We start from the raw sequence: 21730 nt of genomic DNA on the forward strand, positions 1-21730 counted from the left end.
TTTCATGAATTCCGAAACTGCCGACGCGCCGCGCGCCGTCATCGTCATTTCCAGCCATGTCGTGCGCGGTTCGGTGGGAAACCGCGCCGCCGTCTTCGCGCTGGAAACGCTTGGCTATCCCGTATGGGCGGTGCCGACCGTGACACTGCCCTGGCATCCCGGCCACGGCCGCGCCACAAGGATCGTGCCGGAGCCGGAACAGTTTTCCGCGCTGATGAAGGATCTGGAGCGGGCACCCTGGCTAGGCGAGGTTGCCGGCGTGCTGTCAGGTTATCTCGGCAATGCCGAGCAGGCAAAAGCGGTGGCCTCGCTGGTGGAGGCGGTGCGCGCCAAAAACCCGCAGGCGACCTATATCTGCGACCCGGTGATGGGCGATCTCGGTGGGCTCTATGTGCCCGAGGCACTGGCGATCGCCTTGCGCGACGTGCTGCTGCCGATTGCCGATATCGCCACGCCCAACCGCTACGAGCTGGAATGGCTGACCGGGACCAAGCTCGAAGACATCAAATCGGTGATGGCGGCAGCCCAGCAGGTCGGTCCCGACATGATGCTGGTGACTTCGGCGCCGGCGATGATGGCCGGTAGCACCGGCAACCTGCTCTTGACGCCCAGTGCCGCGCTGCTGGCCGAGCATCGCATCATCGACCGGCCTCCCAACGGCCTCGGCGATCTCACCGCCGCCGTGTTCCTGGCGCGGTTGCTCGGCGGCCAGCCGGTGGAAAAGGCGCTGCAATCGACCACGGCTGCAGTGTTCGAAATCCTGGCGCGGACGGCCAAGCGCGGCGGCGACGAGCTGCAGCTCGAAACCGACGCGCAGAGCCTGTCGCACCCCATGGCGATGGTGCAGCTTCGCCATCTGATGCATCCCGGCAAGGGCCGCCGGGCTTGAGCAACTCGCCTGCAGCCCGGACGGTTGTCGGCGTCGATGGCTGCAAGGCCGGCTGGGTAGCCGTTTCGCTTCGCGCCAGTGGTGAGCCCGAGGCTGCTGTCTTCAAGGCATTCACGGACTTGCTTGAGGCGTTTCCTGCTGACGCTGCAATTGCGGTCGATATGCCGATCGGCCTGCCGGCCTTTTCCGCCAGAGGTGGACGTGGGCCGGAGACGCTGGTGCGGCCGCTGCTCGGCCAACGGCAGTCGAGCGTATTTTCCATCCCGTCGCGGGCTGCCCTCTATGCCGATACCGCCGATTTCACCACGCTTGAAGCCTGGTACGGGGCGCACGCCCGGGCAAGCGCTGTGGCGCGGGAAACATCCGATCCGCCGCGCGGCGTTTCCATCCAGGCATTCGGCATCTTTTCCAAGATCCGAGAACTGGACGGGCTGCTGATCGCGCGTCCGGAACTGCGAAGCAGAATCGTCGAGTCCCATCCCGAGGTGTCTTTCTGGCAATTGAACGGGCGGCAGGCGATGGCGTTGCCCAAGAAGATCAAGGGTCGCGTCAATCCCGCAGGCATGGAAGAGCGCAAGACGCTTCTGGCTCGCCACGACCTGCCACGCGCCTTTCTCGATCAAGCACCGCCGCGCGGCGCTGCCGAGGACGATTTTCTCGATGCGGCCGCAGTGATGCTGGTTGCCGAACGCTTTGCGCGCGGCGAAGCCATCTCCTTTCCTGATCCGCCCGGCCACGACGACCACGGCATCCTTGTGGCCATTTGGGCATGACGCGATGATTCACGTTGATCGCATCCCGCGTTGCCGCTAATGCGTCTGGCATGACGCATCTTCCCGAAAAGCTGCTCGCCGGTTACCGCAACTTCATGAGTGGTCGCTTCCAGACCGAGACCACCCGTTATCGCGATCTTGCCCGCGACGGCCAGACGCCCGAAACGCTCGTCATCGCGTGCTGCGACTCGCGTTCGGCGCCTGAAATCATCTTCGATGCCGGTCCGGGCGAATTGTTCGTGCTGCGCAACGTCGCCAATCTGGTGCCACCTTATGCGCCTGACGGCGAATATCATTCTACCTCTGCAGCGCTGGAATTCGCGGTGCAGGCGCTGAAGGTCAAGAACATCGTGGTCATGGGCCACGGACGCTGCGGCGGCATCAAGGCAGCCCTCGATTCGGACGCGCTGCCGCTTTCGCCCGGCGATTTCATCGGCCGCTGGATGAGCCTGCTGGCGCCTGCCGCGGAGTCCGTTTCGAGCAATACGATGATGACGGCGGCCGAGCGGCAAACTTCGCTGGAACGGATATCGATCCGCTATTCGATTGCCAATCTCCGGACCTTCCCATGTGTGAAAATCCTCGAGGGCAAGGGAAGGCTCACGCTGCATGGCGCCTGGTTCGACATTTCCACGGGCGAACTCTGGGTGATGAACAGCGAAACCGGCGATTTCGAGCGGCCGGAAGCCGAGTGAGATCCTTCCACCTCTCATCAGGGCGATAGAGCGGAGGACAGGATGACAGGCAAGCATCTGACGGCAACGTTTCTGGCCACGGTCCTGCTTTTTCCCGGCCTTCCCGCATTCGCCGATGAGGCGGTGGTGGAGCGTTGGTACGCCGCACTTGTCACTGTTGACGAGGATACGCTTTCCAGCCTGCTGGCCGAAGATGCCGAGATGAAACTGCTCGACCTTGGCGTGGTGCAGTCCAAGCCCGAATTCCTCGCTTCGCTGGACGAATGGCGGGAGGCCGCCCACGGCCTCGTGGTCCGCTATAGGATCGAAGGCGTAACGGAAGGCGCGACGATGGTTCTCGCCTGCTACGATTTCCCGGCCAATCACGTGCTCATGCGTGAGACATTCGCGATTTCAGGTGAGCGCATTGCGAAAAATGTCCAGATGCGTCTTGCCGAGAACTGCGAAGCCTACTGAGACTTAGTGCCGGTGCTTGGCGAGAAGTGCGGGCTCCGGCAAACGCTGCCAGAAAGTCCATGACAGGATTGCTGTAAGGCCCATCACGGGAACGATCGTGGCCATGGCAATTGCCGGGTCGCCGATCAACGCGGCGCAGGTGCCGCCGAGCAGGCCGAAACCCATCTGCAGGAAGCCCATCATGGCGGAGGCGGCACCCGCATTCTGCGGGAAGGGCGCCATGGCCGCAGTGCTCATCGCCGGCGTGACGAAGGCGATACCGAAGGCATAGAGGCCAACCGGCCCCATGACGTCCATGAAGGACGGTTCCATAAGGCGCAGGATCAACGCGGTCGCCAGGCTGGCAACGCCGACGAAGACAAGGCCGATCGGCACCATGCGGAACGCGCCGAAGCGGCCAAGAAAAGCACGCAGCACGAGCGATCCGAAGAGATAGCTCAGTGACTGGATCAACATGCCGACACCGAACTCCGTCGGCGTGAGGCCGACACGTTCCATCATGATGAAGGGCAGCATTGTCGCCTGAGCATAGAGCGCGCCTGAGGTTCCCGCGATGGTGAGGCTCGACAGCATGAAATATGGGTTCTTGAAAAGCGAGCCGTAAGAGCGAACGATCTGGACAGGGCGAAGCAGCGATGTGTCTCGCATCACCGTTTCGCGCATGGCGAATATGGTGACGAGCACGATGGCGATGCCCATCGTGACCATCAGCAGGAAGATCGCGTGCCAGCCGAAGAGTTCCATCGTGAAGCCACCGAGCGTCGGTGCGAAGGCGGGTCCGATAGCGAGGATGATCCCGATCAGGTTCATGATGCGCGCCGAGCGCTCATGGGTGAAAAGATCGCGCACCAATGCGCGCGACACCGCGACGCCGACCGCTGCTCCGATGCCTTGCAGGAACCGCGCGGTGATCAGCAGTTCGATGGTCGGGGACAGAAGCGCGAAAATGCTGCCGGCGAGATAGATTGCCATGAAGGCAATGGTAACCGGGCGGCGACCGAAAGCGTCAGACAGTGGACCGCAGACCAGTTGAGCGAATGCGAAGCCGCCGAAATAGAGCGACATCGTCATCTTTACCGCTGCTTCCGTGGTGCCGAAAGCATGGACTATCCCGGGCATGGCAGGGGTGAACAGAGCCATCGAAACCGGGCCGATGGCGACCATCAGCGCGCCGATCAGCGCGGTGCGACGCTCGCTCATCACCGGAGCGGACGCGAGGGGAGGCTGCATGTTCATGCCGCGTCGCTCTCTTCGCCGGACGCTTCGGATTTGATGGCCTGAAGATTGGCGCGCGTGGTCTTCAGCATATCGATCAGGCGCTTCCAGTCGTCCGGGTCGATGCCGAGCGAAACGTCGGCGCGGATACCGGCACTTATCGGCGCAATCCGGGAAAGTATCTCGTCGGTCTTTTCCGTGAGGTGGACGAGCTTGGCGCGGCGATCGGTCGGATCGGGGCGCCTTTCGACCAGGCCGCGCGCCTCCAGGCGATCGAGTGCACCGCTCAAGGTCATGGCCTCGACGCCCATGCGCTCGGCCAGCACGTTCTGGCGAACGGCGCCGGCACGGGCCGCATGCGTCAGCGTGCGCGCCTCGCTGGCGGTGAGGCCGAGACCTGCCAGACCGATGCGCCGGTCCATTTCGGAGCGGATCAGTCTCGCCACGTCGGTGACGAGGAAGCCGAAGCTGTCCGGATCGGGTCTGTAGGGCATGAATATACTAAGCTCACCTTATTATAAGTTTGTCTTATTAAGTGACCGACGGCACGTCAAGAGTTGCGCGAAAAGAAGGTCCGCCCTACATCGGTCGGGTTCGCCATATTCATCGACGCGATCTCTTTGAACTTATGAAAGGGCAGCCATGTCTTCCGAAGCCGCCGCCATCGATCTTGAGAACAGTGCCCTCACGCTTTGGAACGGGCCGCTCGGCCTGCCGGACTTCTCTCGTATCGGCGATGGCGATTTCGGACCCGTTTTCGATGCGGCGCTGAAAGTTCATGCGGCAGAAATCGATGTGATCGCAAACAGCGAGGACCGGCCGACGGTCGACAATACGTTGAAGGCGCTGGAACTTGCCGGCGATGCGCTCGACCGCGTCTCCTCGATCTTCTGGTGCCGGGCCGGCGCGCACACCAATGAGGACATCCAGGCGCTGGAACGCGATATCTCGCCGAAAATGGCGCGGCATTTCTCGGCGATCTCGATGAACGAGAAGCTGTTTGCGCGCATCGACGATCTTTACGAGCGCCGGGCATCGCTCAACCTGGACCCCGAGACGCTGCGGGTGCTGGAGCGAAGCTGGAAAGGTTTTGTCCGCGCCGGCGCCAAGCTCTATGCGGAAGGCAAGAAGCGGCTTGCTGCGATCAATGAAGAGCTTGCCTCGCTCGGCGCGAAATTCGGCCAGAATGTGCTGGCCGACGAGCGCGACTGGGTTCTGTTCCTTGGCGAGAGCGATCTCGCCGGGTTGCCGGAGTTCCTGAAAAGCTCGATGGCTCAGGCAGCCGAGTCGCACGGCCAGAAGGGCCGCTATGCGGTTACTTTGTCCCGTTCGATCTATGAACCCTTCACGACATTCTCACAGCGCCGCGACCTGCGCGAAAAGGCGTTCCGCGCCTTCACGATGCGCGGCCAGAATGGCGGCGCGACCGACAATGGCGCGGTGGTGAAGAGGACGCTGGAACTGCGCGCCGAAAAGGCGAAGCTCGTCGGTTATGAAAGCTTTGCGGCGCTGAAGCTCGACGACACGATGGCCAAGACGCCGGCTGCGGTCATGTCGCTGCTGGAGCCGGTGTGGGACAAGGCGCGCGAAAAGGCAGCCGCCGACGAGATCGACTTGCAGCGTATCGCCGCTGCCGAAGGCAGCAATGAGAAGCTGGCCGCCTGGGACTGGCGCCACTATCAGGAAAAGCTGCGCGCCGAGAAATATGCCTTCGACGAAGCCGAGCTGAAGCCGTATCTGCAGCTTGAGCGCGTCATCAAGGCCTGTTTCGATGTGGCGACGCGCCTGTTCTGCGTCACCTTCGTCGAACGGCAGGGCATTCCGGCCTGGCATCCGGATGCGCGCGTCTTCGAGGTGCGCAATGCCAATGGCAGTTTCCGCGGCCTGTTCCTGGCCGACTATTTCGCCCGGCCTTCGAAGCGCTCGGGCGCGTGGATGAGCGCGCTACAATCGGGCTACAAGCTTGGCAAGGGCTCGACCCCGATCATCTACAACATCATGAACTTCGCCAAGCCGGCGGAGGGCGAACCAGCACTTCTGTCGCTTGATGAGGCCAAGACGCTGTTCCACGAATTCGGCCACGCTTTGCACGGCATGCTGACCGACGTGACATGGCCCTCGGTTGCAGGAACGTCGGTTTCGCGCGATTTCGTCGAACTGCCGTCGCAGCTTTATGAGCACTGGCTGACCGTGCCGGAGGTTCTGGAAAAACACGCGCTGCACTACAAGACCGGCAAGCCGATGCCGAAGGCGCTGCTCGATAAGATGCTGGCGGCGCGGACCTTCGGGGCCGGCTTCAATACCGTCGAGTTCACATCCTCGGCGCTGGTCGACATGGCCTATCACGCGCGGCCCGATGCGCCGGAAAACCCGCTCGCCTTCGAGGCCGAGACCTTGGAAAAGCTGCATATGCCGGATGCGATCGTCATGCGTCACCGCACACCGCATTTCCAGCACGTGTTTTCCGGCGAAGGCTATTCGGCCGGCTATTATTCCTACATGTGGTCGGAAGTGCTCGACGCGGACGCCTTCGCCGCCTTCGAGGAAACCGGCAATGCCTTCGATCCGGCAATGGCCGAGCGGCTGCGCAAATACATCTATTCGGCGGGCGGTTCGGCCGATCCCGAAGAGCTCTACACGGCTTTCCGCGGCAAGATGCCGACGCCCGACGCGATGATGGAGAAGCGTGGGCTGATCTGACCGGCGCTTTCGACGGCGGACAATCGCTGAACCGTCATCGAAAATTCATCAAACCGCAATCGCCCTGCAACATGCAGGGGCGATGGCTGTCTTCCGAATGTTCACGCCATCCAGGAGACAGCCATGAACAAGTTCGCTCGCCTTTCCCGGCGCGCCTTCGTCGCGTCGGCAGGTGCTGCCGGCATCGTCAGCGCCTCGGGCCTCGCCATGCCCTTCTATTCCCGCGCCAATGCACGGCCGAGCTTCACGCATGGCGTCCAGTCGGGCGATGTCGATGCGACTTCCGGCATGGTGTGGACGCGCACCGACCGTCCGGCGCGCGTGATGTTCGAAGTGTCCTCGACTGAGAATTTTGCCAATGCCACAAGGCTTGCGCCGCTCAACACCCTGCCGGATGGCGATCTGACCGTAAAACGGCTGCTTACCGATCTCGCTTCCGATCAGGACATATTCTATCGCATGACGGCGGCTGACCTTTCCGACATCAATACCGTGTCCGAGCCGATCGTCGGGCGCTTCCGCACCGCACCGGCCTCCAGGCGCAACATCCGCTTTGCCTGGTCGGGCGATACCGCCGGCCAGGGCTGGGGCATCGACGAGACCGGCATGAAGACCTACGCCACCATGGCAAAGCACACGCCCGATTTCTTCCTGCATTCCGGCGACACCATCTATGCCGACGGCGCGATGACCGACGAGGTCGATCTCAAGGACGGCACCAAGTGGAAGAACACGGTGCTGATCGACGAGAAGCGCAAGGTCGCCGAGACGCTGGACGAATATCGCGGCCAGTGGAAATACAACCTTCTCGATAAAAACGTTCTGGCGCTGAACGCCATCTGCCCGACCTTCTTCCAGTGGGACGACCACGAGGTCACCAACAATTGGTCAAGCTCGAAGAACCTGATGGCGGACGACCGCTATACGGAAAAGTCGATCGCGCTGCTGTCGGCCCGCGCCGGCCGCGCCTTCCACGAGATGACGCCGATCCGCTTCACGCCGGCAGAACCCGGCCGTGTCTATCGCAAGATAGCCTATGGGCCGCTGCTCGACGTGTTCTTCCTCGACATGCGCTCCTATCGAGGTCCGAACGGCGAGGCCGAGTCGATGCTGGATACGCTGACGCCGGAGGCCCGCATCCTTGGCGAAGAGCAGATCCGCTGGCTGAAGCGTGAACTGGCCAATTCGAAGGCGACCTGGAAGGTGATCGCCGCCGATATGCCGCTGGGCGTGGTCGTCTGGGACAATGGCAAGGACAAGAAGGGCGCCGAAGCCGTTTCCAATGGTGACAACGGTCCGGCTAAGGGCCGCGAACTGGAAATCGCCGATCTCCTGCGCTTCATCAAGAATGCCGGCATCGACAACACGGTGTGGCTGACGGCGGATGTGCACTATACGGCCGCCCACTACTACAACCCGGACAAGGCGCAGTTCCAGGACTTCAGCCCGTTCTGGGAGTTCGTTTCCGGCCCGCTCCATTCCGGCACTTTCGGGCCGAACGACCTCGACATGACTTTCGGCCCCGAACTGAAATTCATCAAGGCGCCAAGCGCCGAGCAGGGCCAGAACCTGCCGCCATCGGCCGGCCTGCAGTTCTTCGGCCTTGTCGATATCGACGGCGCCAGCGAGCAACTGACCGTGCGGCTGATGGATCGCGAGGACAACGAACTCTACAAGATGACGCTCGATCCGGTTCGCGCGGCCTGAGTCTTCAGCGGATTATCGATGGCCGGTCACGATCGATCGGCCGTCGGCTTCGCGATTATGCTGCGTCGGCTGCAGGCTTCTGCGCGGCGATGGGAAGCGTCGTACCCTGAGGCACGACGCGCACCTTGAGTGGCAGTGCCCGTCCGCGAATGTCGATGTCACAAATTTCGAGGGTGGACAGGTCGAGCCCGGACAGCTGAACGACCGTTTCGGAGACGACGACCGTGGCGTTGAACTCCTTGGCTGCCAGTTCGAGGCGGCTGGCGATATTGACCGTGTCGCCGACCGCCGTCACGCCCATGACATCGCGGTAGCCCATCGCGCCGACGATCGCGGGGCCGGCGTGGATGCCGATCGCGACCCGAAGCGGTGAGCTTATCTCGCCGGCCAGATCGTCATTGAGCTGCTCGAGATCCCTGATGATGGCGGCTGCGGCGGCAAGCGCCTGCCGGCACGCCTCGACATTGGTCGTGTCCACGCCGAACAGGGCCATGGCGCCATCGCCGATGAACTTGTCCATCCTGCCGCCGGCCTGTTCGACAGCCTTTCCGACCATGGCGAAATAGCGGTTGAGAAGGAAGACGATGTCGAAGGGCAGGCGATGGTCGGCGAGGCCGGTAAAATTTCGGATATCGCAGAACAGCACCGCGACCTCCCTTTCGCGGCCCGGTATCACCGGCTGTCCGGGCAGGAGCAGGCGATTGCGGTCAGGCACCAGCAGCGGCGTCACGCTGACATTGCCGGTCGGGCGCAGCTGGCAGGCCAGCCGCACGTCCGGATCGGCCCCCAGCCGCTTGAGAGTTGCCTGCTCGACTGAATTGGGCGACGGCAGATTTTCCAGACCCTCGGAAACCTTGATCCGGCAGGTCGAGCAGCGTCCCTTGCCACCGCAGACCGCATAATGCGGGATGCCGCCGACACGGCTTGCTTCCAGAACGCTGTATCCCCGGGCAACGCGAACGACATGACCGTCGGAATAACGGACCTCGATGAGGTTGCGCCTTTCCCGGTACGCTCGCAGTGCGCGCAGCGCGAACACGCCGGCGAGCAGGCCGCCGAAGCCGAGATAAACGCTTCGGATCAGCATTTCCTTGATCTGCTTGTCGGCGGCGATGACCGGCGCGTTGATGGGCGGCGGCGTTGCCCCGATCGAAGCGATGGTCCTGCCGCCTTCGACGAAGCCGAGCAGCGCCAGTACCGGAACAAGCACGGCGACAATCAGCAGCCAGGGCGCGACCCGCGGGTACCAATGGCGGTAACGCAGCCAGAAATAAAGGCCGAGACAGCCATGCACCCATATTACGATCGTGGCGACGGACTGCCTCACCCCACCTATGGGAGAGGCAACCCAGAGCGTTCGCAGGACATATCGGTAACTGTCCTCGACGCCGGTCAATGTGTGAAAAACCCGCGTTCCGATGACATGTTCGGCAATCAGCAGCGGAATGGCGAAGCCGAGAACGATCTGGAATATCTCGCGCATCGGCATGATGAGCCCGCGCTTGCGGTAGAGTGAGAGCAGCGCCAGCGCGAAATGGACGGACACCGAGCCATAGAGCGCGACAGTACCCAGAGGATTGCGCCAGATCAGCAGGAACCAAGGACGCATGGTCTCCGCCGCCGGCAGCGAGATCAGCAGGAGTGCATGATTCATCAGATGCATGGTGACGAATGACATCAGCACCATGCCGGAGACGAGCCGCGCTGTCCGCAAATTCCTGTCGGAAAGTAGTCTTCTTACCGGGGCCTGCGATAATTGCGGTGCGGCCATATGCTGTTGTTTCGCTCCTCGCCTGGAACACAGGGTTTAAGGCTGCGTGCTTTACAGTCAATAAGCGCCTGCCGTCACTTCCGGTCAATTCGCGGTTATCCGGGCTGGAAAACGCCACGAAACCGCGCCTTGCATGGCTGCCCTGCGCCGTCCCCCTTTCGCAATTGCGAAAAACCATGTAAGAGCGCGCGCAAATGAAACGCGGCGCGTCGCCAGGCTGTGCCCGCAACCCTCCCGAGTGAAAACATGAAACTTCGCAACATCGCGATCATCGCGCACGTCGACCATGGGAAGACAACCCTTGTCGACCAGCTTCTCAAGCAGGCTGGCTCGTTCCGAGAAAACCAGCGCGTGGCCGAACGCGCGATGGATTCGAACGATCTCGAAAAGGAACGCGGCATCACCATCCTTGCCAAGGCGACCTCGGTCGACTGGAAGGACACGCGCGTCAATATCGTCGATACGCCCGGCCACGCCGATTTCGGCGGCGAGGTGGAACGCATCCTGTCGATGGTGGATTCGGCCATCGTGCTGGTCGACGCTGCCGAAGGCCCGATGCCGCAGACCAAGTTCGTCGTCGGCAAGGCGCTGAAGGTTGGGCTCAGGCCGATCGTCGTCATCAACAAGATCGACCGCCCCGACGCGCGCCATGTCGAGGTCGTCAACGAGGTGTTCGATCTCTTCGCCGCACTCGACGCCACCGACGAGCAGCTCGACTTCCCGATCCTCTACGGTTCGGGCCGCGATGGCTGGGTGTCGGAAAACCCGGAGGGGCCGAAAGACCAGGGCCTGGCGCCGCTGTTCGACCTGATCCTCAAGCATGTGCCCGCACCGACGGTCCACCCCGGCCCGTTCCGCATGATCGGCACGCTGCTCGAAGCCAATCCGTTTCTCGGCCGCATCATCACCGGGCGCATCGAGTCTGGTACATTGAAGTCGAACCAGCCGGTCAAGGTGCTGCACAATGACGGGACGGTCGTGGAGACCGGGCGCGTATCGAAGATCCTTGCTTTTCGCGGGCTTGAGCGCCAGCCGATCGACGAGGCGCAGGCAGGGGACATCGTAGCCATTGCCGGTCTTTCCAAGGGCACCGTCGCCGACACCTTCTGCGATCCGGCCGTGACCGAGCCGCTGCATGCCCAGCCGATCGATCCGCCGACCGTCACCATGTCGTTCATCGTCAATGACAGCCCGCTTGCCGGCACCGAAGGCGACAAGGTGACCAGCCGCGTCATCCGCGACCGCCTCCTGCGCGAAGCGGAAGGCAATGTTGCGCTGAAGATCGAGGAATCGGCGGACAAGGACTCCTACTTCGTATCCGGCCGCGGCGAATTGCAGCTGGCCGTTCTGATCGAGACGATGCGCCGCGAAGGTTTTGAGCTTGCCGTGTCGCGTCCGCGCGTCGTCATGCAGACGGGCGAAAACGGCGAATTGCTGGAGCCGGTCGAAGAAGTCGTCATCGACGTCGATGAAGAACATGCCGGCGTCGTCGTGCAGAAGATGTCGGAGCGCAAGGCCGAAATGGTCGAACTGCGCCCCTCCGGCGGCAACCGCCAGCGCATCGTCTTCCACGCGCCGACGCGCGGCCTGATCGGCTACCAGTCGGAACTGCTCACCGACACGCGCGGCACGGCAGTGATGAACCGCCTATTCCATGCCTACGAGCCCTACAAGGGCGAGCTGCCCGGCCGCACCAACGGCGTGCTGATCTCCAACGATCAGGGCGAGTCGGTGGCGTTTGCCATGTGGAACCTAGAAGATCGTGGCCCGATGGTCATCGAAGCCGGCGTCAAGGTCTATCAAGGCATGATCATCGGCATCCACAGCCGTGACAACGACCTCGAGGTCAACGTGCTGAAGGGCAAAAAGCTGACCAACATCCGCGCCGCCGGCAAGGACGAGGCCGTCAAGCTGACCCCGCCGATCCGCATGACGCTGGAGCGTGCTCTGGCCTGGATCCAGGACGACGAACTGGTCGAAGTGACGCCGAAGACCATCCGCCTGCGCAAGCTCTATCTCGACCCGAACGAGCGCAAGCGCTTCGAGAAGTCATCGAAGACGGCAGGGGCTGCTTAAGCACTGAATTCACCCTCCCCCTTGAGGGGGTGAGGAGCGGTTCGCGAAGCGAACGAAAAGCCAACGATTTGGCTTTTCGAGTGACGAACGCCCGGAGCCCTAGCGTAGGGCCGGGTGGGGTCGCTGCGGCAGTGCTCGACGCTCCTTTGTGTCCAGCGCTGCCTTGACCGACCCCCTCTGGCGCTTTGCGCCATCTCCCCCTCAAGGGGGGAGAAAACGCTGGTGCGCTTCATCCGCAATCGGCATATTCTCCGACGCCTTGCCCGGAGGATCATCCATGGAACCCACATCCCTTCTCATCTTCGCAGGCGCGCTGCTGGTCGCCGCTGGCTCGCCCGGTCCCAGCGTTGCGGCACTTGTCGCGCGGGTGATCTCGAAGGGTTTTCGCGATGTGCTGCCCTTCCTGGCCGCAATGTGGATCGGCGAGGCGATCTGGCTGTCGCTGGCGGTGTTCGGGCTCGCCGTCGTGGCGCAGAGCTTTCATCTCGCCTTCGTTATCGTGAAATGGGCGGGCGTGGCCTATCTCGCTTACCTTGCCTGGAAGATGTGGACGGCCCCTGTCGCGGTGCGCGACGGCGAGATGCCGCGCGAGGATTCGCCCGTAAAACTGTTCTTCGCCGGCATGGCCGTGACGCTCGGCAACCCAAAGATCATGATGTTCTATCTGGCGCTGCTGCCGACCATCATCGACCTCGCCTCGGTCAGCGTCGTCGGCTGGGTCGAACTGACGCTGACCATGGGAATAGTGCTGGTCGCCATAGACATCGCCTGGGTCATCGCAGCCGCGCAAGCGCGCCGGCTGCTGAAAAGCCAGCGCGCCATGAAGATCGCCAACCGCGTCAGCGCCACGACCATGGCGGGTGCTGCCGCCGCAATCGCGGCGCGATAACTGCCGAAACTACATGCTCATCTCGATGATCGGCGCGATCTCGATGCTGCAGTTGGGCGCCGACAGGATCGGGCAGCCCTTGGCCTTGCTGGCGGCATCGTCGATGTCTTTCGCCTCGATGATTGAATAGCCGCCGGTCGGGTTCGAGCCGCCATTGTTCTCGACCTTGCCGCCGGGCAGCACCGTTTTCGACATGCCGACAGGATTGCCACCATCGACCACCGCCGCGCCCAGGCTACCGAACCAGCCGGTCCAGGCGTCCATCACTTCCTTCTTCTCGGCTTCGGTTTCCGGCATCTTTCCGGAGCCATGATAGACGTAGAGAAATTTCGCCATGCCAGTCCTCCCATCTTGTCCGTTGGGAACCCCGCCACGCCGGCGCCGGCCGACAAGCGCCGGCACCACGATCATTATTTTAGAGATCACCGAAATAAGCCAATCAACAATGATGGCCGAATGATTGGCTTAAACGCTTTCGATCAAATGCAGCGATGGTGAGTAGCCTATCTTCCATCCGGCAATACAACCCAGCACTCCGCATGAGGCACACCGCACGCCGAGGTAGAGCCAACGTATTGCCTCGCGGTCCGGATAAAGTGAGAAGCCAACCCCAATATTTGCTTGTTCCGAGTTGCACTCAGTACAAACGTAACCGTCAGCGCTTGCCTCATCCCAATATTCTTCGCTGTCGCAAATGAAGCTCTCCTGACCGCAGTCGGCGCATGTTTTTTGGGCGGCATCCTCGTTTGTTTTCAGAAGAAATTTTTCCGAGCCGCATTTGCATCCGCATAGCCCAAATTCGTCGACTTCATATGCGTCCGCATAGGCTTCCAAATAGGGCCGGATATCGCCGGACTGGCTTCCGACCCACCAGCGCCCTGAGTCATCTATCGTCATTTACCCTCGCCCAGAGGCCGTTGTCGTTCAATTCGACACTGTGAAGCTAGGATGCTGTAATTTTCAAATCCAGTGCCGTAATTCTGTCGCCGATCCCGCGTCATCTGCCCTTCATAAGAAGTTCGCATTTTGCGTTGATGGCATGTCGCCAAACGCGGTTCATCTGCTACGATAGTCGCAAAAGAATATGACGGGGGAGATTTCCATGGCATCCGGTCTCAAATCCAGAACCGCAGCGAAAAAAGCTCCTCCAGCCAAGAAGGTTGCCACGACAAAGACCGCCGACAGATCCGTTCAGCTGGCGGATTATCTTCTGGCCCGTGCGCCTGCCGAAGACGTCGCCGCCTATGAGGCGACGGCACTCGCCAAGGCCGCCGAACTGGCCGGCCGCGCGGTGGCAAAGCACAAGAAGGGCGAATGCGTCGTCGCCATCGACCGCGATGCCGGCGTGTCTGTCGGCGACAGGCCGCTGACCGTCGTCACCGTCGTCAACGACAACATGCCGTTCCTGTTCGATTCGGTGCTGGGTGAAATCACCGACACGGCGGGCGAACCTGCCTTCGTGACCCATCCGGTCATCGCCGTGAAGCACGGCAAGGGCGGCGTCGAGGCGATACTGGGTGAGGGCGGTGCGGGCAAGGGCGACCAGGGCGCCGACCGGCTGAGCGTCATCCACGTTCACATCCGCGCGCTGAGCGAGGATCAGGCCAAGGGGTTGGAAGAGCGGCTGAAGCGCGTGCTTTCGCAGGTGCGCGATGCCGTCAACGACTGGAAGCCGATGCTGGCGCGGCTGGACCAGGCTATCTCCGAATTCCGCTATGCGCCGATCCCGCTCGACAAGGATGCGGTGACGGAAGCGATCGCTTTTCTCGAATGGCTGCGCGACGACAATTTTACCTTCCTCGGCATGCGCGAGTTCCGCTACACCGGCGGCGAGAAGAGCGGCACGCTCGACCGCGCCGGCAAGCCGGGGCTTGGCATCTTGCGCGATCCCGACGTGATGGTGCTGCGCCGCGAGATCGACGGCGACAACACGACGACGCCGGAAATCCGCGCCTTCCTGCACGGGCCGGATCCGCTGATCGTCACCAAGGCCAATGCCAAGTCGGTGGTGCACCGGCGCATCTATCTCGACTATGTCGGGGTGAAAACCTATGACGCCAAAGGCCGGCTTGCCGGCGAGTTGCGCATGGTCGGCCTGTTCACATCGTCTGCCTATACGCGCTCGGTGATGAAGATTCCCTATCTGCGCTCCAAGGCGCAGACGGTCGTCACCAAGTCCGGCTTCGACCCGGCCGATCATTCCGGCAAGGCACTGATCAACGTGCTGGAGAGCTATCCGCGCGACGAACTGTTCCAGGTGGCCGTGCCGACGCTGCGCAAGCATTCGGAGGCGATCCTCGGCCTGGTCGAGCGGCCGCGCGTGCGGGCGCTGGTGCGCGTCGACCAGTTCGACCGCTTCGTGTCGGTGCTGGTCTTCGTGCCGCGCGACCGCTACGATTCGGTGGCGCGCGAGAAGATCGGCGCTTATCTAAAGACCGTGTTCGAAGGACGCGTCTCGGCCTATTATCCGGCCTTCCCGGAAGGCGGGCTGGCGCGTGTCCACTTCATCATCGGCCGCTCCGGCGGCAAGACGCCCAAGGTCGAGCAGAAGACGATCGAAGCGGCGATCCGCGACATCGTGCGGACGTGGGAAGACGCGATGGCGGAGACTGCTGCGACTTCCGGCGCGGATTCCGGCCTGACCGCGATCGCCAACCGTTTCCCCGAGAGCTACCGCAACAGTTTCACCCCGGCTGAGGCGCTGGTCGATGCGCAGCAGATCGCATCGCTCAGCGCCGAAAGCCCGATCGCCATCGATTATTACCGCCACGCTGGGCAGAGCCCGGAGCAGGCGGCGCTGAAAATCTATCATTACGGCGCGCCGGTGGCGCTGTCGCGGCGTGTGCCGGTACTGGAAAACACCGGCTTCCGGGTGATCAGCGAGCGCACCTTCGAGGTCGGCGACGAGGCGGCCGGCATGGTCTTCGTCCACGACATGGATCTGGAAAATTCCTTCGGCAAGCCGATCGACCTTTCCGATGGCGGCGCGCTGTTCGAGGAGGTGTTCCTGTCGGTGTGGCGCGGCGACGCCGACAATGACGGCTACAACGCGCTCGCCCAGACGGCGGCGCTGCCGTCGACGTCCATCGGCATATTGCGCGCCTATGGCCGTTATTTGCAGCAGGCCGGTATTCCGCAGAGCCAGGATTTCATTGCCGCCGCCCTCAACCGCTACCCGCAGATCGCGCGCGCACTGTTTGACCTCTTCGTCGCCCGCTTCGACCCCAAGGCCAAGGATGGCGACGTTACTGCCAAGCACCTGAAGGCTGCGATCAAGGACGCGCTGGAGCAGGTGCCGAACATCGATGACGACACGATCATCAGGCGCTACGCCAATCTGATCGAAGCCTCGCTGCGCACCAATCATTTCGTTGCCGGCATTAGGGAAAAGGGCCAGTCGCTGGCGATCAAGCTCGATTCGCGCAATGTCGACGGCCTGCCGGAGCCACGGCCGTGGCGCGAAATCTTCGTCTATGGCTCGGAGGTCGAGGGCGTGCATCTGCGCTTCGGCCCGGTTGCGCGCGGCGGTCTGCGCTGGTCGGACCGGGCGCAGGACTACCGCACCGAGGTGCTGGGGCTGGTAAAGGCGCAGCAGGTGAAGAACGCCGTGATCGTGCCGGTCGGCGCCAAGGGCGGCTTCTTTCCCAAGCGCTCGCCTGTCGGCGGAACGCGCGAGGCTGTGTTCGAGGCGGGCAAGAGCGCCTATATCAATTTCGTCTCCAGCCTGCTGTCGATCACCGACAATCTCGATGGCGACATGGTGGTGCCGCCGAAAAGCACGATAAGGCGCGACACCGATGATCCCTATTTCGTCGTCGCCGCCGACAAAGGCACCGCGACCTTCTCCGACACGGCGAATTCGATCAGCGAGGCGCACGGCTTCTGGCTTGATGATGCCTTCGCTTCCGGCGGTTCGGCCGGATACGACCACAAGAAGATGGGCATCACCGCCAAGGGTGCGTGGGAGGCGGTGAAGCGGCATTTCCGCGAGATGAACCGCGATATCCAGACCTCGCCGTTCAGCGTCGTCGGCGTCGGCGACATGTCGGGCGACGTCTTCGGCAATGGCATGCTGCTTTCGGAGCAGACGCGGCTGATCGCGGCTTTTGACCACCGCGATATCTTCATCGATCCCGATCCGGACATGGCGGCCTCCTTTGCCGAGCGCAAGCGCGTGTTCGACCTGCCGCGCTCGAGCTGGCAGGACTATGACAAGACGAAGCTGTCGCCTGGCGGCATCATCGTTTCGCGCGGCCAGAAGTCGATTACGTTGCCGGCAGCGGCGGCTAAGGCGATCGGCCTCGACAAGACGACCGCTTCGCCCAACGAGATCATGAACGCCATCCTCAAGGCCGAGGCCGACCTGTTGTGGTTCGGCGGCATCGGCACCTATGTGAAGGCGGCCGGCGAGAGCAACCAGGAAGTCGGCGACCGCGCCAATGATACGATCCGCGTCACCGCCGCGCAATTGCGGGTGAAGGTTATTGGCGAGGGCGCCAATCTGGGTGCGACGCAGCGCGCGCGCATCGAGTTCGGGTTGCTTGGCGGCATGTGCAATTCGGACGCCATCGACAATTCCGGCGGCGTCAATTCGTCCGACGTCGAGGTCAATATCAAGATCGCGCTGGCTTCTGCCATGCGCAAGGGATCGCTGAGGCGGCCGGCACGCAACAAGCTGCTCGCCGAGATGACCAGCGAGGTCGGCGCGCTGGTGCTTTCCAACAACTATCAGCAGACGTTGTCGCTTTCGCTGCAGAGAAAGCGCGGGCTGGCCGACATTGCCTATCAGGGCCGCTTCATGAGCGCTCTGGAAGCGCGGGGCCTGCTCGACCGGACCGTCGAGACGCTGCCTTCACCGGCAGCCCTCACTGAGCGCGAAAAGCGTGGCGAGCCGCTGACCCGGGCCGAGCTTGGCGTGCTTCTGGCCTATGCCAAGATCGTGCTGTTTTCCGACATCGTCTCCAGCAACCTGCTCGACGATCCGCATTTCGAGCGCGACCTGATGGGGTATTTCCCCGACAGGATGGCGAAGAAATACGCCGCCGAAATCGGCACTCACCGGCTGCGGCGCGAAATCATCGCCCGCGTTCTGGCCAATGACCTGATCAATCGCGGCGGGCCGACCTTCGTCAACCGTCTACAGGAAGCGACGGGAAGCACGGCGGCTGATGTCGTGCGGGCCTTCACAGTTGTGCGGGCGGGCTTCGGCCTGCCGGCGCTTTATCGCGATATCGACGCGCTCGACAACCGCATCGACGGACAGGTGCAGCTCGACCTCTACCAGGCCGTTGGCCGGCTTATCTTCGTGGCATGCGGCTGGTACCTCAGGCACGGCGTGGGCGACGGCGCGGTGGACCAGCAGATCGCCGAGCTGACCGAGGCGCGCAAGGCGCTGGAGCCGAAACTTTCCTCGCTGCTGCCGGCCTTCAACAAGGCAAGGCTGGAAGAAAAGCGGCTCGGCTTCATTGCTGCAGGCGCACCGGAGGGGCTGGCCGAGCGGCTGGCGCAGACGGATGTCGCCGAACTCATTCCCGATATCGCGCTGGTTGCCCGCACGGCGAAGGCCGATATCGTGGCCGCTGCAAAGGCCTTCTTCGGCGTCAGCGACGCCTTCCGCATCGCCCGCATCGAGGACGCGGCGCGCGCGATCACGCCATCCGACTATTATGACGGGCTGGCGCTGTCACGGGCGACCGACACGATCGATACGGCAAGGCGCGGCATCGCGGTTGCAGCACTCACCGGCTTCGGCAAGGCGGCCGATCCCGTCACAGCCTGGCTCGATGCCGGCGGCGCACGCATAGCGATCATCCGCGAGCGCCTGCAGGGGCTGACGGAAGGCGGCGACATCACCGTGTCGCGGCTGTCCGTAGCATCCGGGCTGATGAGCGATTTGACGGGGATGTGAAGGCCGCACGCAGTCTATTTTGTGTGGCCGTTCACTGGCCTGGGCTCGTGTTGCACGCCCGGTTGCCTCGTCTCGACGGGCTTTCGCCAGCATCTCCAGCTGCTCATGCCGAGTGCGCAGCATCTCCGTCAGCGAATCTGGTCAAGCTTCACGGGAAGCGCCATGATCTTGAGTTTGGCCTTCAAATTCACTTCGTAATCGGGGCCGGCCGCAATCCGGTCTCTCAGGTGTCGCCAGAACGGCTTCTATTTTCTAGGAGCGCTGCACGTGCTGGGCTATGTGCAACAGCCCTTCCAGCCGGGAAATCGTATTTCTGATGACGTCTGCGGCCTTGCTGGCTTCACCTTTGTGAAGCTCCGCCTCGCATTCCCTCAGATCAGCCAATGCGGCCTGGACTTCGCGCTTCAGGTCATCTGGGGACACCATAATCGTCACGAAGAGGCCTCGCCATTCGTTCTGATGCCTCGCTGACGCCATTCGCGCTGATCCAATCTTACCAGATCGGAAAATGCCCGATGGGAGCGCCTGGGCAGCGGTTCGCGTCTCAATTTCTTGAAAAGTGCTTCTTCATGAACAACGCCGGTGTCAAACAGCAGCAAGGCGCGGCCGCCAATATAGGCGGCATCCGGGCCCTTTTCGCTAAGACCGTGCCATTGGAGAACCTTTCCCACGACACGATTCACCAGCGCCAGATTTGCGGGATGAAAACTTCCGGAATGAGAATCATGAGGATTGGTCATGGCTTTCTCCTTCGATGAGGGCGAAAGCGCGGTAATCTCTCTCAAGAACCAGCGCCCGTTTCGATTGCTGGTCACGAATGGACGGTACGCCGATCATGGCCAATAGCAAGCGGGGATTTCCTGCCGGGAATAGCACCAACTGCAGGGAATTGGCCGGCAGGCAATGATGGCCAAACACCGGCTGGAGGCCGCTATGCCGATGCGAAGGGCTTACGCTTCGGGTGACGTGTCCGAGCCAGGATCGCCGCCGGCGGCGGCTATCGACAGCCTGCGCAGATAGTGCTTCCAGCCCTTTTCATGGCTGGCGCGCTCGTTCTCGTCTGGCAGCCCGCTATGGGTGAAACGCACCAGGGTGCCGCCATCCTTCTCGACGAGATCGATCTCGACCAGGCTAGATCCAGGCGGCATCTCCTCACGCGCTTCCCAGCCGAAGCTGTAGGCGAGGCGGTGGATCGGGATCACTTCGGTGAACTGGCCGCGGGCGATGTGCTTGTCGCCGACGCTGACGAGATAGATGCCACCGGGACGGGCTTCGGTGGTTGCCGGGCCGATCCAGCGCGAGATCTTGTCGGGATCGGTGAGGAAGGCAAAGACCGTCGCCTGCGGGGCTGCGATCTGGATCTCGATGCGAAGCGTCTCGGCCATCGTAAGCCTCCTCCGGCTCGGGCGCAATGGCTGCACTGTAGCCCAATCGGCATGCGGCGCAAGAAAGCGCCCGCCGCCTCATGACATGCGCCTGACACCATTGCATGATGGCGGCCATGCAACTTCGCTCCGCTCTGTCGTTTCTCGTCGACGAGGCGATCGGCCTGCCCGGGGCCGATGCCTTCCTCACCGAGCTTGCCGCACGGCTTGTGGCCGACGGGCTGCCGCTAGCGGGTGGCGCGCTCACCCAGGCAGCGCCGCACCCGATCATCGCGCGGCGCACATGGTTGTGGCGCGCCGATAGCGGACAGGTCATCGAGGCGCTTGGCTTCGGCCTCGCCGGGGCTGCCGATCATGCAAATGTCGGACGCGACTGGCTGGTGCAACTCGGCACCGAAGCCGTGCAGGAGGATTTCGCCGGCAGTGCCCCCGATGGTGCCGTGCTTGGCTGGGCAGCGACGCGGCCATTCCGCGAGCCTGACCTGGAACTGCTGCGCGAGGTCGCCCGCTTTGCCGCAGCACCGCTTGCCGTGCTTGCTGCCCGCTCGACGCTTGCCGTGCTGCTCGAAACGTATCTCGGCCGGCGCAGCGCCGCACAGGTGCTGGCCGGCCGGCTGCGGCGCGAGCCCGGCGAGACGATCCGCGCAGCTCTGCTCTATGCCGATTTGCGCGGCTTCACCGAGCTGTCGGAAACGACCGCGCCGAGGGAGGTGATCGTAGCGCTCGACGCCTGGTTCGACCGCATCGCCGGCGCGGTTCATGCCTTCGGCGGCGAGGTGCTGAAGTTCATTGGCGACGGCATTCTGGCGATCTTCCCGATCGGCGAGCGCGACGCTGCTACCGCTTGCGATGCGGCGCTACGCGCGGTTGCCGCAGCGCGCGCCGGCATGGATCACCTCGATCGCACCCGCGCCGCGCAAGGTCTGGCGCCTCTGCCCTTCGGCACCGCGCTTCACATAGGCGAGATGCTGTGGGGCAATATTGGCACCGCTGACCGGCTGGATTTCACCGCAATCGGCCCTGCCGTGAACCTCGTCAGCAGGCTGGAGGGCCTGTGCCGGCCGCTCGGTCGCTCGGTGCTGCTCTCGGGCGCGTTTGCGGCGGAAGCAACGCAAGCCCTGATCCCGCTTGGCGAGCACAGGCTGCGCGGCATCGCTGCTCTATGCGTAGTTTACGCGCCGCAGGCGTGAGGCAAACGCTCATTGCCCGACAAGGAATTTCCGGCGCAGGCAGTCTCCCCTTTGCACGACTCCCAAAAACATGCAG

At 62.8% G+C, this 21730-nt stretch carries 18 protein-coding genes; 10 read left to right on the plus strand and 8 right to left on the minus strand.

Annotation, left to right across the window (positions count from 1 at the left end):
* The first annotated feature begins 4 nt into the window (after positions 1 to 4).
* Genes pdxY through G6N74_RS13460 form a run of 4 tightly spaced genes read left to right on the plus strand, consistent with a single transcriptional unit; the run spans position 5 to position 2813 of the window.
* Positions 5 to 889: a pyridoxal kinase PdxY gene (gene pdxY, locus G6N74_RS13445; protein WP_165118114.1), complete on the plus strand. Its 885-nt coding sequence runs from the start codon at positions 5 to 7 to the stop codon at positions 887 to 889.
* Positions 886 to 1662 carry a DUF429 domain-containing protein gene (locus G6N74_RS13450; protein WP_165118116.1) on the plus strand — a complete coding sequence of 259 codons (777 nt, stop codon included), beginning with the start codon at positions 886 to 888 and terminating at the stop codon, positions 1660 to 1662. Before pdxY ends, G6N74_RS13450 begins: the two co-directional genes overlap by 4 nt.
* 50 nt (positions 1663 to 1712) lie before the next feature.
* The gene (locus G6N74_RS13455) at positions 1713 to 2357 is read left to right on the plus strand and encodes a carbonic anhydrase (RefSeq protein WP_165118118.1); all 645 of its coding nucleotides are present in this window, start codon (positions 1713 to 1715) and stop codon (positions 2355 to 2357) included.
* Between the two features lie 42 nt (positions 2358 to 2399).
* Entirely contained in the window at positions 2400 to 2813 is a 414-nt protein-coding gene (locus G6N74_RS13460) for a nuclear transport factor 2 family protein (RefSeq protein ID WP_165118120.1), read from the plus strand.
* Positions 2814 to 2816: 3 nt separating this feature from the next.
* On the opposite strand, the gene G6N74_RS13465 is transcribed toward G6N74_RS13460, so the two are convergent.
* Both G6N74_RS13465 and G6N74_RS13470 read right to left on the minus strand, forming a co-directional pair.
* Positions 2817 to 4049, minus strand: coding sequence for a multidrug effflux MFS transporter (locus tag G6N74_RS13465; protein ID WP_165118122.1), 1233 nt, complete (start codon positions 4047 to 4049; stop codon positions 2817 to 2819).
* Complete coding sequence (locus G6N74_RS13470) at positions 4046 to 4522, minus strand: MarR family winged helix-turn-helix transcriptional regulator (RefSeq protein ID WP_165118124.1); 477 nt, start codon at positions 4520 to 4522, stop codon at positions 4046 to 4048. Before G6N74_RS13470 ends, G6N74_RS13465 begins: the two co-directional genes overlap by 4 nt.
* A gap of 148 nt (positions 4523 to 4670) precedes the next feature.
* On the opposite strand from G6N74_RS13470, the gene G6N74_RS13475 reads away from it, so the two are divergent.
* Together G6N74_RS13475 and G6N74_RS13480 are read left to right on the plus strand one after the other, a co-directional pair.
* Positions 4671 to 6728: a M3 family metallopeptidase gene (locus G6N74_RS13475; protein ID WP_165118126.1), complete on the plus strand. Its 2058-nt coding sequence runs from the start codon at positions 4671 to 4673 to the stop codon at positions 6726 to 6728.
* 123 nt (positions 6729 to 6851) lie between these two features.
* Positions 6852 to 8435 (plus strand): alkaline phosphatase D family protein, encoded by a 1584-nt coding sequence (locus G6N74_RS13480; protein ID WP_165118128.1) that lies wholly within the window; start codon positions 6852 to 6854, stop codon positions 8433 to 8435.
* Between the two features lie 55 nt (positions 8436 to 8490).
* Here the strand turns inward: G6N74_RS13480 and G6N74_RS13485 are convergent, their stop codons facing one another.
* Entirely contained in the window at positions 8491 to 10206 is a 1716-nt protein-coding gene (locus tag G6N74_RS13485; RefSeq protein WP_165118130.1) for an adenylate/guanylate cyclase domain-containing protein, read from the minus strand.
* A 246-nt stretch (positions 10207 to 10452) separates the two neighbouring features.
* Here G6N74_RS13485 and typA point away from each other — a divergent pair, with 246 nt between their 5' ends.
* On the plus strand, positions 10453 to 12282 hold the full coding sequence (typA, locus tag G6N74_RS13490; protein WP_165118132.1) for a translational GTPase TypA: 1830 nt from the start codon (positions 10453 to 10455) through the stop codon (positions 12280 to 12282).
* Positions 12283 to 12559: 277 nt separating this feature from the next.
* Positions 12560 to 13171, plus strand: a complete 612-nt coding sequence (locus G6N74_RS13495) for a LysE family translocator (RefSeq protein WP_165118134.1) — start codon at positions 12560 to 12562, stop codon at positions 13169 to 13171.
* 9 nt (positions 13172 to 13180) lie between these two features.
* Here the strand turns inward: G6N74_RS13495 and G6N74_RS13500 are convergent, their stop codons facing one another.
* Together G6N74_RS13500 and G6N74_RS13505 are read right to left on the minus strand one after the other, a co-directional pair.
* Entirely contained in the window at positions 13181 to 13507 is a 327-nt protein-coding gene (locus tag G6N74_RS13500) for a YciI family protein (RefSeq protein ID WP_091908933.1), read from the minus strand.
* Between the two features lie 129 nt (positions 13508 to 13636).
* Positions 13637 to 14068, minus strand: coding sequence for a hypothetical protein (locus G6N74_RS13505; RefSeq protein ID WP_165118136.1), 432 nt, complete (start codon positions 14066 to 14068; stop codon positions 13637 to 13639).
* Between the two features lie 205 nt (positions 14069 to 14273).
* On the opposite strand from G6N74_RS13505, the gene G6N74_RS13510 reads away from it, so the two are divergent.
* Complete coding sequence (locus G6N74_RS13510) at positions 14274 to 19079, plus strand: NAD-glutamate dehydrogenase (protein WP_205826678.1); 4806 nt, start codon at positions 14274 to 14276, stop codon at positions 19077 to 19079.
* 252 nt (positions 19080 to 19331) lie between these two features.
* Here G6N74_RS13510 and G6N74_RS13515 read toward each other — a convergent pair whose 3' ends face one another.
* The 3 genes from G6N74_RS13515 to G6N74_RS13525 all read right to left on the minus strand — a co-directional run bounded on the left by G6N74_RS13515 (position 19332) and on the right by G6N74_RS13525 (position 20464).
* Positions 19332 to 19514, minus strand: coding sequence for a hypothetical protein (locus G6N74_RS13515; protein ID WP_165118140.1), 183 nt, complete (start codon positions 19512 to 19514; stop codon positions 19332 to 19334).
* Complete coding sequence (locus tag G6N74_RS13520; protein WP_165118141.1) at positions 19511 to 19819, minus strand: hypothetical protein; 309 nt, start codon at positions 19817 to 19819, stop codon at positions 19511 to 19513. Before G6N74_RS13520 ends, G6N74_RS13515 begins: the two co-directional genes overlap by 4 nt.
* Before the next feature lie 210 nt (positions 19820 to 20029).
* The gene (locus G6N74_RS13525) at positions 20030 to 20464 is read right to left on the minus strand and encodes an SRPBCC family protein (RefSeq protein WP_165118143.1); all 435 of its coding nucleotides are present in this window, start codon (positions 20462 to 20464) and stop codon (positions 20030 to 20032) included.
* A 116-nt stretch (positions 20465 to 20580) separates the two neighbouring features.
* Here G6N74_RS13525 and G6N74_RS13530 point away from each other — a divergent pair, with 116 nt between their 5' ends.
* Entirely contained in the window at positions 20581 to 21654 is a 1074-nt protein-coding gene (locus tag G6N74_RS13530; RefSeq protein WP_165118145.1) for an adenylate/guanylate cyclase domain-containing protein, read from the plus strand.
* Positions 21655 to 21730 lie beyond the last annotated feature (76 nt).

The organism is Mesorhizobium zhangyense, from assembly GCF_011045115.1.
Lineage (GTDB): Bacteria > Pseudomonadota > Alphaproteobacteria > Rhizobiales > Rhizobiaceae > Mesorhizobium_M > Mesorhizobium_M zhangyense.